Origin of the sequence: Phormidesmis priestleyi ULC007 (assembly GCF_001895925.1) — a bacterium.
Taxonomy (GTDB): domain Bacteria; phylum Cyanobacteriota; class Cyanobacteriia; order Leptolyngbyales; family Leptolyngbyaceae; genus Phormidesmis_A; species Phormidesmis_A priestleyi_A.
This window is the reverse complement of the sequence record NZ_MPPI01000009.1, coordinates 27,869-40,699: the sequence shown is the minus strand read 5'-3', so window position 1 is coordinate 40,699 and position 12,831 is coordinate 27,869. Positions and strand designations below refer to the sequence as shown.

At 48.3% G+C, this 12,831-nt stretch carries 1 protein-coding gene and 1 CRISPR repeat array; the gene reads right to left on the bottom strand.

Features of this window, described 5'->3' with window-relative positions; genetic code table 11:
* Positions 1-159: 159 nt before the first annotated feature.
* Positions 160-1,119, bottom strand: a complete 960-nt coding sequence (locus tag BRW63_RS09845; protein WP_073070724.1) for a CHAD domain-containing protein — start codon at positions 1,117-1,119, stop codon at positions 160-162.
* Positions 1,120-1,270: 151 nt separating this feature from the next.
* A CRISPR array of direct repeats spans positions 1,271-12,769; the repeat unit is 37 nt; unit sequence GTTTCAATCCCTGGAAGGGATTCAGGCTCTTTGGAAC.
* Between the last annotated feature and the right edge of the window lie 62 nt (positions 12,770-12,831).

The following is a 12,831-nucleotide window of genomic DNA, read 5'->3' as shown; positions in this document are numbered from 1 at the left end:
CTAATTTTGAGGCTCCTATTTTTCGATGATTTTAAGAGTATGTCTAATATTTTGTGTCATATCGCTTTGGTTCAGCCCACCGGGAAATGAATTTCCTGGCTAATAGCGAAAGTGCTCTGAAGAACACTGAGTCAAAGTTTTAGTCCATTTCAATGAACTTCATATAAGCGATCGCAACTTCTTCCGAAATTCTGGATCTAGATAGCGCTGCTGTAAGGTCTGCCAAGTTCGCAGTGCATCAGCAACTTTTTGGTCAAGCTGTTTTGACAGAGTAGGATACACATCTTGAACTGATTCCTTGATCTGAGATCCTAAATAACCTTGAAGCACAGCCCTGTCTTGAATCTGCCCCAACACTTCTTGGATGGCTTTAAAGTCCTCAATTTGCTCGGCGTAAGCTGAGTCATAGAAGTCAACAAACAACTCTGTTTGATAACGAACCCGCTTCATCTGTTTGCGGAGGTCATGCAGAGTAGGGCCATGCTGTTTGATAAAGTCATCAAGCATTTCTGGATGAATAGAATGAACGATCGCCGCTCCATTTTCAAAGTTCGCATTCACTAACCAGGCGGGATGCAGCAATGTTTCACTGATGAGCGGCAGCAATAAATCTGGCAACACTTCTTGTATTGGCAATTGAGCGATCGACTGATAGTGAGGCTTTTTTAACCAACCTTTAAGGGCATCTTTGAGGGCATCGTAGTCTGATCCCTTGAGGGTTTGCTGGAGATGAGCAAAATCTCGTTTGCGCTGTTTGTTCATTTTCTTAAGCAGCGTTTCTAGTCGATTTTGCTCTGCGATCGGCAAACTGCTTTGTTGCTGACTGTTGAGTTCTGCGGTTAGCACGTCGAGATCTCTGACCGCACCCAGTGAGTGAGCAATTTTGCTGATGGTACGATCGCTAATTGGCTTCGGCAAGTCTACCGCAAAGTCAAAAACGTCTACGGCAGTTCGCAGACGACGCAACCCCACTCGCATCTGATGCAGCAATTCGGGATCTTTGTCGTCGAGAACGTCTGACTCGTGTTTGATTGATTTCTTAAAATGTTTCTCGATCGCAGAGTAAGCAAAGCTATCTAGAGTAGCGAGTTGAGTAACTTTTTTTTCTTCGGTATACATACTTTATAAAAAGAATTCGTGACACAGCACCTATTACTCACAGTGCCACAGCTTCTGAAGCTTTTCCTCGTTCCGCTGATAGAGGTTTCTTGACATCCTCACCGTCCTAAAGGAGCGGTGATTCCTGACTGTGGGCACTGCGATTAGACGAGTTTCAATCCCTGGAAGGGATTCAGGCTCTTTGGAACTAATGTCTAATCCCAAGTACTCAAGCATCTACTCTGTTTCAATCCCTGGAAGAGATTCAGGCTCTTTGGAACGAATATCTACCGTGTACAGGCAGAGCAGCGACTCGGTTTCAATCCCTGGAAGGGATTCAGGCTCTTTGGAACGAGCAATCGCGATCGAGGGTATCAGTTCTGATGCCCAAAACCGTTTCAATCCCTGGAAGGGATTCAGGCTCTTTGGAACTGAGCCACGATGATCAGCGCCGACTGAATAATGCGTTTCAATCCCTGGAAGGGATTCAGGCTCTTTGGAACACGGCTTGAGTTGCACAAATTTGGCTACTACTTGGGTTTCAATCCCTGGAAGGGATTCAGGCTCTTTGGAACCTTGCGGCCCTTCGATTGTGCTTTATCGATGAGTTCGTTTCAATCCCTGGAAGGGATTCAGGCTCTTTGGAACTCAAGCTCGATCGTTGCTTTCTCGAAGTCACACCCAGTTTCAATCCCTGGAAGGGATTCAGGCTCTTTGGAACCGGGATGTCCTAGCTGCTGCACCGTTGCCAGCGCTTGGTTTCAATCCCTGGAAGGGATTCAGGCTCTTTGGAACCTAAAATTGAGGTGAAATGTGGTTGTAATAATGGCAGTTTCAATCCCTGGAAGGGATTCAGGCTCTTTGGAACCCAAACATCGAATGCCTTTTCTTCGCGCAATGGGGTTGTTTCAATCCCTGGAAGGGATTCAGGCTCTTTGGAACTTCAAGGAAGTCTCCGATCGATCCAGCTTGCACTGCGTTTCAATCCCTGGAAGGGATTCAGGCTCTTTGGAACTTAAGCTCATGGGCAGTTCTACCCCCGGAGATCGTGTTTCAATCCCTGGAAGGGATTCAGGCTCTTTGGAACCACTCGCAGCTTTCGACATCTTCTCTAGCTCAGATTGGTTTCAATCCCTGGAAGGGATTCAGGCTCTTTGGAACAATCAACGTGATAGGTAGAGCCTTTAGTTTCATTTCTGTTTCAATCCCTGGAAGGGATTCAGGCTCTTTGGAACTTTAGCGATCGTCTCTACTGGCAAACTTTGCTAGATGTTTCAATCCCTGGAAGGGATTCAGGCTCTTTGGAACCCCTGGGCGGCACGGCAGCGAGTCCCATAATTTCGTTTCAATCCCTGGAAGGGATTCAGGCTCTTTGGAACCCCATGCGGTGGTCAGGGCAACGCCTAGAACCGTTTCAATCCCTGGAAGGGATTCAGGCTCTTTGGAACCGCGATCGCCCTCCTCATCTCTCGTTCGACGATCCGTTTCAATCCCTGGAAGGGATTCAGGCTCTTTGGAACTGCCGAGATGTTGTCAGCATCTCGTGAGAAAGTCTTGTTTCAATCCCTGGAAGGGATTCAGGCTCTTTGGAACCTGTTAATCCCTGTGCGACTAGCTTCAGAACTTCCGTTTCAATCCCTGGAAGGGATTCAGGCTCTTTGGAACCTCCTCTAAAGCCTCTCAAAATTCTGAGTCCGAGTCGTTTCAATCCCTGGAAGGGATTCAGGCTCTTTGGAACGCTTGCCCTCGATCGCTCTTTGCACTTCAGGATCTAGGTTTCAATCCCTGGAAGGGATTCAGGCTCTTTGGAACGGGCACTTGAATGTTAAGAGATCGCTCGGTGTCATGTTTCAATCCCTGGAAGGGATTCAGGCTCTTTGGAACAGAGTTGCCGCCATTAAATGAGCTAATCGACTCCGCAGTTTCAATCCCTGGAAGGGATTCAGGCTCTTTGGAACATGACTGCCTTTCTTATAAGCGGATTCTGTATCTGTTTCAATCCCTGGAAGGGATTCAGGCTCTTTGGAACAAACTCGTCTATCCAGAAGTCGCGATCGTCCCTTAGTTTCAATCCCTGGAAGGGATTCAGGCTCTTTGGAACGCATTCCGACCTACCGCGATGGCAGCTACGGACTCGTACTCGTTTCAATCCCTGGAAGGGATTCAGGCTCTTTGGAACCCTATTAGAGCAAAATGCGGCTGATTATTCATGGCGTTTCAATCCCTGGAAGGGATTCAGGCTCTTTGGAACCTTCACGCCTCTTGCTGCAAGCGATATCGGGGCATCCTTCCCGTTTCAATCCCTGGAAGGGATTCAGGCTCTTTGGAACAACTGATCCGCGTCGGGTGTACCCATGCCCGGAATTTCGTTTCAATCCCTGGAAGGGATTCAGGCTCTTTGGAACCTGATTCCTTGCCCCCTGGAGAGCCGCCAAGTTCAGCGTTTCAATCCCTGGAAGGGATTCAGGCTCTTTGGAACCTTCGCTTCGCACCAGCAGCAGGAAAGCGTTAAAGGTTTCAATCCCTGGAAGGGATTCAGGCTCTTTGGAACGCGCTCCTCCGATAGCTGCTGCAAAGCCTATATCGAGTTTCAATCCCTGGAAGGGATTCAGGCTCTTTGGAACTCAGACGTTTACGTCCAGAATCAGGATACTGTTTTCGTTTCAATCCCTGGAAGGGATTCAGGCTCTTTGGAACGTTTCAAAATCAGGGTGAATGCCGCCATAAAATTGGTTTCAATCCCTGGAAGGGATTCAGGCTCTTTGGAACGAATCCATCTCGCGATCGCCTCTACCTCTTCATTTATCTCTGTTTCAATCCCTGGAAGGGATTCAGGCTCTTTGGAACTTCCTGATTTTTAGATCTGAGGTATTTGGCTGCGTTTCAATCCCTGGAAGGGATTCAGGCTCTTTGGAACGTAATTAACATCGCGTCCCAACTCTTCAGAGCAGTCAGGTTTCAATCCCTGGAAGGGATTCAGGCTCTTTGGAACGGTCGATTCGTTAGCGCGGCTTGCTCGTCGGCTAGGTTTCAATCCCTGGAAGGGATTCAGGCTCTTTGGAACCAGAGATTGTCACGCTCAACGTTCGCAGCCTAAAGTTTCAATCCCTGGAAGGGATTCAGGCTCTTTGGAACTTTACCCTAACAGAGAAAGAAATTGCAGATTTAGAATTGTTTCAATCCCTGGAAGGGATTCAGGCTCTTTGGAACGTACGAGGTGAATTAGATACCTCGCAAGAAAATATCGTTTCAATCCCTGGAAGGGATTCAGGCTCTTTGGAACGCCTTACGGCTGGATACGAGCGAGAAATTCGTCTGTTTCAATCCCTGGAAGGGATTCAGGCTCTTTGGAACATTAGGATTTTGCTTTAATTAGGGTTTTTGTATTGAGTTTCAATCCCTGGAAGGGATTCAGGCTCTTTGGAACGCCCCTAAAGTTTATTGTGTGCGAGAATTATTTGGTTTCAATCCCTGGAAGGGATTCAGGCTCTTTGGAACTTCGGCGCAATCTAATCTGCATTACCGCCTGACGAGTTTCAATCCCTGGAAGGGATTCAGGCTCTTTGGAACGAAACAGTTACCTCGCCGCCATAAGTCCCTTCGTCGTTTCAATCCCTGGAAGGGATTCAGGCTCTTTGGAACAAATGCCCCAAGCCGTAGGGGATGGAGGAACAATGAAGTTTCAATCCCTGGAAGGGATTCAGGCTCTTTGGAACCTGAGAATGGGGTTGTTCATCCAGGAGGTGAACGACGTTTCAATCCCTGGAAGGGATTCAGGCTCTTTGGAACGTTTAGCATTGTTCACCCAGCCTTGGCCAACGAGGTTTCAATCCCTGGAAGGGATTCAGGCTCTTTGGAACATATTGCAACTCTCACACCTCGACAATCCATCTGCGTTTCAATCCCTGGAAGGGATTCAGGCTCTTTGGAACTTTAATGGGGCATTCTGTCAGTGTTTCTCGTCCTGTTTCAATCCCTGGAAGGGATTCAGGCTCTTTGGAACGTGATCTCGATAGGGTTAGCGGGTGAGCAGTTTTGTTTCAATCCCTGGAAGGGATTCAGGCTCTTTGGAACCGCTCTTTCTTCGTCCTCCAGTCGTTCTCGCATCGTTTCAATCCCTGGAAGGGATTCAGGCTCTTTGGAACTACTGATGATGATGAATTAGTGGGATAGTAATTAGTTTCAATCCCTGGAAGGGATTCAGGCTCTTTGGAACCTGATACTGGCTTGGGCAATCCTGCCAATACTGCTGTTTCAATCCCTGGAAGGGATTCAGGCTCTTTGGAACCCATCCTCCCAGAGCCACTCAACCGCCAAAATATTGTTTCAATCCCTGGAAGGGATTCAGGCTCTTTGGAACGCTAGAGTGGCGCTATCGCTACTCTCGCTACCCATGTTTCAATCCCTGGAAGGGATTCAGGCTCTTTGGAACACTATCTCCCCTTCATTCCCTCGCAATAACTACAAGTTTCAATCCCTGGAAGGGATTCAGGCTCTTTGGAACTTGAGGCGCTTTTTGGCAGTCAAGGGAGTTTGTAGGTTTCAATCCCTGGAAGGGATTCAGGCTCTTTGGAACAGACATGGTTGACCACCCTACTGTTGTGGGAGTTGCGTTTCAATCCCTGGAAGGGATTCAGGCTCTTTGGAACGGGAGTGTGATGTCAATGGGAGCAAGTGGGTTCTGTTTCAATCCCTGGAAGGGATTCAGGCTCTTTGGAACTTGCTGCTTCATCGATGAGTTGTCTAGTCTTCTGAGTTTCAATCCCTGGAAGGGATTCAGGCTCTTTGGAACATTCTCCTCAGTAGCAAACTCAACTGGAATGTAGGTTTCAATCCCTGGAAGGGATTCAGGCTCTTTGGAACCCAAACACTCCGTATTGGGAAGTCGTACTGAGTGGTTTCAATCCCTGGAAGGGATTCAGGCTCTTTGGAACTTTTAATGATGCGATTTCCCTTGTTCCTCCCGGCGTTTCAATCCCTGGAAGGGATTCAGGCTCTTTGGAACCAACCAAGGAGCGAAGCATAGCCCAGAGCTTACGGTTTCAATCCCTGGAAGGGATTCAGGCTCTTTGGAACTTCTCAGTAGATGGCTTTACGTGCAAGGGTCTTCAGTTTCAATCCCTGGAAGGGATTCAGGCTCTTTGGAACCATGTGAACAATAGTCCCGTTCAGTGTTGGGTCTAGTTTCAATCCCTGGAAGGGATTCAGGCTCTTTGGAACATTCCATTCTAAAGTACTGGCTACAACCTCTCCATTGTTTCAATCCCTGGAAGGGATTCAGGCTCTTTGGAACACGGCAGTGAGTGGAGAGTTAGCGAACCCTGAGAGGTTTCAATCCCTGGAAGGGATTCAGGCTCTTTGGAACCAAGTATCTGTTGCGCTCGTTTCACATTGACTCCCGTTTCAATCCCTGGAAGGGATTCAGGCTCTTTGGAACCTTGGATAATGACATTCCCTAGTTTCCTCTCAGTGGTTTCAATCCCTGGAAGGGATTCAGGCTCTTTGGAACTAGGAAGTCTTGCCACCAGCGTCCCAATGTCTTTAGTTTCAATCCCTGGAAGGGATTCAGGCTCTTTGGAACACGCAATGTCCCGCTCGTTGCTACTTTATTCCCAGTTTCAATCCCTGGAAGGGATTCAGGCTCTTTGGAACCACTGTAAGTTGGTGCCCTTCTCGGTTACTGGTGTTTCAATCCCTGGAAGGGATTCAGGCTCTTTGGAACTTTCGTGAGTTCATGCCACGCCATTGCATCAGTCTCAGTTTCAATCCCTGGAAGGGATTCAGGCTCTTTGGAACTAGCGGATCTATGTTGCATGGTCTACACGCCAGACTTTTACGTTTCAATCCCTGGAAGGGATTCAGGCTCTTTGGAACTTGTTCCTCCCGGCGATTGGCTCGATGATTGGAAGTTTCAATCCCTGGAAGGGATTCAGGCTCTTTGGAACGATTTTCAATTGTTTTCAATCTCTCGATAGGCTAGTTTCAATCCCTGGAAGGGATTCAGGCTCTTTGGAACCTTCCAGTCCCCCCCCCCCAGACCCCCGTGAGTAAGTTTCAATCCCTGGAAGGGATTCAGGCTCTTTGGAACATCACCTAAACCTTCAGAAGCACCGACTGAATCTGTTTCAATCCCTGGAAGGGATTCAGGCTCTTTGGAACACCTCGTACGTTCCCGTACCAATCCCCATCAATGTTTCAATCCCTGGAAGGGATTCAGGCTCTTTGGAACTCTTGTTCATTTTCAATTTTATCGAATATCTCGATGTTTCAATCCCTGGAAGGGATTCAGGCTCTTTGGAACAACGATTCTGAAACTTGAAAAATAACTGAACTTGAGTTTCAATCCCTGGAAGGGATTCAGGCTCTTTGGAACCACTGTCAGCGTTGTATCGGTGACCTGCTATCTCTATCCCTGTTTCAATCCCTGGAAGGGATTCAGGCTCTTTGGAACCAGATAACTCAAGTGTTGCAGGGAAAGTTAGGTGTTTCAATCCCTGGAAGGGATTCAGGCTCTTTGGAACCTGGGCAACTCTGCAATAGTCTTGCCTTCAACAGAAGGGGTTTCAATCCCTGGAAGGGATTCAGGCTCTTTGGAACTTACTTTAGTCCATCCATCGTAGTAGAAGCTATTGTTTCAATCCCTGGAAGGGATTCAGGCTCTTTGGAACTTCACTGACCTCATTCGTATCCTTCAAGTGCATGTTTCAATCCCTGGAAGGGATTCAGGCTCTTTGGAACGCCAGATCATTACTCTTGGTTTCTAAAACTAGTTTGTTTCAATCCCTGGAAGGGATTCAGGCTCTTTGGAACACTTTGACCAGCTTGCTGCTTACATGTATTACTATGTTTCAATCCCTGGAAGGGATTCAGGCTCTTTGGAACAAAGAGGTCGAAATCTCCGCACTGTTGCGAATGCTGGTTTCAATCCCTGGAAGGGATTCAGGCTCTTTGGAACTTTGAAAGTAAGGCTACGGTTGTTCTGGATGGAGACGTTTCAATCCCTGGAAGGGATTCAGGCTCTTTGGAACTAGCGTTCGGTATGGTTTTGTATTCATCAAGTCTGGATGGAGACGTTTCAATCCCTGGAAGGGATTCAGGCTCTTTGGAACAGTTAAGGGGGTTGTTGGGTGCAAAACCTTAAAGTGTTTCAATCCCTGGAAGGGATTCAGGCTCTTTGGAACCAGAGAATTGGGCACACTAAACCGAACACACAAGAAGTTTCAATCCCTGGAAGGGATTCAGGCTCTTTGGAACTTGTAGCAATTGCAGTGGTGTTGTTGTTACCTGACTTAGTGTTTCAATCCCTGGAAGGGATTCAGGCTCTTTGGAACGATGATCACAGATGCTAATGGATAACCCAGATGACGTTTCAATCCCTGGAAGGGATTCAGGCTCTTTGGAACCTGCCTGCACGGGCGCTGCCCAGTGGTTGCCTGAGTTTCAATCCCTGGAAGGGATTCAGGCTCTTTGGAACCTCTTTATCTACATACATCCCAATAGTTACATCAGGGTTTCAATCCCTGGAAGGGATTCAGGCTCTTTGGAACTGCTATGGATATGTTTTCGGAGCATATCCAATTCATTGTTTCAATCCCTGGAAGGGATTCAGGCTCTTTGGAACCTGGGGTCTTCTACAGGAGCTTCACCCATCTCAGGGTTTCAATCCCTGGAAGGGATTCAGGCTCTTTGGAACTAGATATGTTACCTAGAATATCTTAAGCTAGTTTAGTTTCAATCCCTGGAAGGGATTCAGGCTCTTTGGAACGCCCCGCCTTTGCCATTGATGGGGCTAAATCCTTCAGGGCGTTTCAATCCCTGGAAGGGATTCAGGCTCTTTGGAACTACAAGAAACCATCGAGTTACACAGGGCGATCCAAGTTTCAATCCCTGGAAGGGATTCAGGCTCTTTGGAACGAGCGGATGGAATCGGCGCAGGTCGGATTAATGCTCGTTTCAATCCCTGGAAGGGATTCAGGCTCTTTGGAACCAAATAACCCAGGTATTTTTAGCTGTAGGTGGCGTTATTGGTTTCAATCCCTGGAAGGGATTCAGGCTCTTTGGAACGTGAGAGTTTGAGTATCCATTGTGAATTCCTTAAGGTTTCAATCCCTGGAAGGGATTCAGGCTCTTTGGAACAGCGTCTCTATCGCTCGAACGATCTCAACTTCAGTCTCTTGTTTCAATCCCTGGAAGGGATTCAGGCTCTTTGGAACTTGATAAAAATCGGAGGTCGCGCGATCGTACCCTGTTTCAATCCCTGGAAGGGATTCAGGCTCTTTGGAACTAGGCAGAAAATCGCTATCAACGAATGAAGCCTTTGTTTCAATCCCTGGAAGGGATTCAGGCTCTTTGGAACAGGATGACTAACTCGGTGTCTCCCGTTCTGGCGTGTTTCAATCCCTGGAAGGGATTCAGGCTCTTTGGAACGGGGTAGATTCCCCAAGCAGGGTCGGGCGGAATGTGAGGTTTCAATCCCTGGAAGGGATTCAGGCTCTTTGGAACGCGGTGCCACCTGACGATCGCTAGATGGGAACACGCGTTTCAATCCCTGGAAGGGATTCAGGCTCTTTGGAACTCACGGCGATGCTGATTTGAATGGGGCAATCAATATTTCTAGTTTCAATCCCTGGAAGGGATTCAGGCTCTTTGGAACGGTAAAGGCGTGTCTCTGCCAATGGAAGTGCGGATGTTTCAATCCCTGGAAGGGATTCAGGCTCTTTGGAACTTGCGAGAGGTGAAGCAGATCGTTTAGGCATCTCCCTTGTTTCAATCCCTGGAAGGGATTCAGGCTCTTTGGAACCGCCGATATTACCAATCAGTCCTTGGGCAACTGCGTTGTTTCAATCCCTGGAAGGGATTCAGGCTCTTTGGAACAACTGTTGGCTTCTACCCGGGAGGAGGCTGCGATCTGGTGCTGTTTCAATCCCTGGAAGGGATTCAGGCTCTTTGGAACCTCAACCCACTGGGGCAAGCTTACGGACGGTGTGGTTTCAATCCCTGGAAGGGATTCAGGCTCTTTGGAACCAAAGATCGGGGGCGTACCACTGACCATCTGTCGAAGTTTCAATCCCTGGAAGGGATTCAGGCTCTTTGGAACGATCGTGATCTTGTCTTTGCCAACTAGATCTTCGACGTTTCAATCCCTGGAAGGGATTCAGGCTCTTTGGAACAACTTGGAACAAAAATGTCCTCTTTGATCGCCCTGCTGATACCAGGTTTCAATCCCTGGAAGGGATTCAGGCTCTTTGGAACGCGCTCTCAAAGTATGGGCTAATTCATCAGTTTCAGTTTCAATCCCTGGAAGGGATTCAGGCTCTTTGGAACTCAGATCTTGATACTGCCCTCGACCCTGCGAAAACTGGTTTCAATCCCTGGAAGGGATTCAGGCTCTTTGGAACGAACGTGAGGCGTTGTCGATCGTAAATATCATAGTTATCCGTTTCAATCCCTGGAAGGGATTCAGGCTCTTTGGAACTTCAAGCCCCCGATCGAGTCTGTAAGAATTTGACGTTTCAATCCCTGGAAGGGATTCAGGCTCTTTGGAACCAGAGGCGGCACCACGTCTCAGCGCCAGATTCAAAACGTTTCAATCCCTGGAAGGGATTCAGGCTCTTTGGAACCAAAAATGGCGTACTCAGCTTGACCGTCGCACTCTACGTTTCAATCCCTGGAAGGGATTCAGGCTCTTTGGAACGTTTTCAGGTTGTCTAATTTTATGGCACTTTGTAGTTTCAATCCCTGGAAGGGATTCAGGCTCTTTGGAACGTTGGCCCGGATGCGTGTGTAAGCTGGTTTGTTGTCCTGTTTCAATCCCTGGAAGGGATTCAGGCTCTTTGGAACGTGAGTAGACCTTTCTACTGCGTCTGACTAAATCAGTTTCAATCCCTGGAAGGGATTCAGGCTCTTTGGAACATCAAGCAACTGTGTGAACAGCACGGCATTCAGTTTGTCGAGTTTCAATCCCTGGAAGGGATTCAGGCTCTTTGGAACGCGATCGCGCCACTGCGTTTGCCATCTCGCACAATCTCGTTTCAATCCCTGGAAGGGATTCAGGCTCTTTGGAACGTTACGGCAACCAACCTCGCCAACACAGGGTTTACAGCTTCGTTTCAATCCCTGGAAGGGATTCAGGCTCTTTGGAACCTGCTGCGATTACGCTCACCGCAGTTCCCACGATTAAGTTTCAATCCCTGGAAGGGATTCAGGCTCTTTGGAACCCCTCTTCCACTTTCTGAGCCGCCTTGATTTTTCTGTTTCAATCCCTGGAAGGGATTCAGGCTCTTTGGAACCGCTTTCACGATGTCATGAGGCGATCCGATTGTCTCATCGGTACGTTTCAATCCCTGGAAGGGATTCAGGCTCTTTGGAACACATTCACCACAACTGACAGTTTTGGATTGTTGCGTTTCAATCCCTGGAAGGGATTCAGGCTCTTTGGAACCTTGGCTCACAAGCTGTTTGCTGATGTTGTGATTCGTTTCAATCCCTGGAAGGGATTCAGGCTCTTTGGAACCGCTTATCCGGCTCGGTTTGCGGTGCGGATGTTTGGTTTCAATCCCTGGAAGGGATTCAGGCTCTTTGGAACATAAGGCTTTTGCTGAATCTGCGATTCGACTTCAGTTTCAATCCCTGGAAGGGATTCAGGCTCTTTGGAACCTGAAAAAGGGGCACGATCGCTTAGACCTATGGCGTTTCAATCCCTGGAAGGGATTCAGGCTCTTTGGAACTTAGTATTTCACCCCATCATGCCCCAAGCCCCCGGTTTCAATCCCTGGAAGGGATTCAGGCTCTTTGGAACGAGCCGATCGCCGCCCCTGGAGCCGTCCAATTAATCGTTTCAATCCCTGGAAGGGATTCAGGCTCTTTGGAACGTCATTGGGCGACTCAGCTAAAGGGTTCGCCCTTATTGTTCCCGTTTCAATCCCTGGAAGGGATTCAGGCTCTTTGGAACCGCCCTGAAATGGTTGAGATTGCCGCACCCGACTGCGTTTCAATCCCTGGAAGGGATTCAGGCTCTTTGGAACCCGTGACTACGATCGCGCCCCTCTATCGACTCTCAGTTTCAATCCCTGGAAGGGATTCAGGCTCTTTGGAACTTTCGAGCAAAGAATTGATTCCACTAGCTGATAATTTGTTTCAATCCCTGGAAGGGATTCAGGCTCTTTGGAACGCTGGCGCTGGTGGTGTAGCCAAAATAGAGTGTTTCAATCCCTGGAAGGGATTCAGGCTCTTTGGAACACCCAGTGTTCCCCTCGCGTTGTACTCGCTCATCGCGTTTCAATCCCTGGAAGGGATTCAGGCTCTTTGGAACGAACTCTCGAATCAATTGGGGGGAGGGTTCGTGATGTTTCAATCCCTGGAAGGGATTCAGGCTCTTTGGAACCGATCGCCAACATCTCAGGGCTGCAAGACTCTCTCGTTTCAATCCCTGGAAGGGATTCAGGCTCTTTGGAACGCGCGATGCCTGCAATACGAGTCTGTCTGTTTCAGTTTCAATCCCTGGAAGGGATTCAGGCTCTTTGGAACAGTCGCGCGTCAACGACTTGGGCGGCGATTTGAGCGTTTCAATCCCTGGAAGGGATTCAGGCTCTTTGGAACTCTTTGGATGCGCGATCGCGTTGAGCGATTTATCGAGTTTCAATCCCTGGAAGGGATTCAGGCTCTTTGGAACGCTTGATGAGCCGTCTGATCCGAATGACTATGTGTTAGTTTCAATCCCTGGAAGGGATTCAG

Coding starts and splice junctions, on each gene's coding strand:
- BRW63_RS09845 (WP_073070724.1), bottom strand. CDS start 1,119: ATGTATACCGAAGAAAAAAAAGTTACTCAACTCGCTACTCTAGATAGC.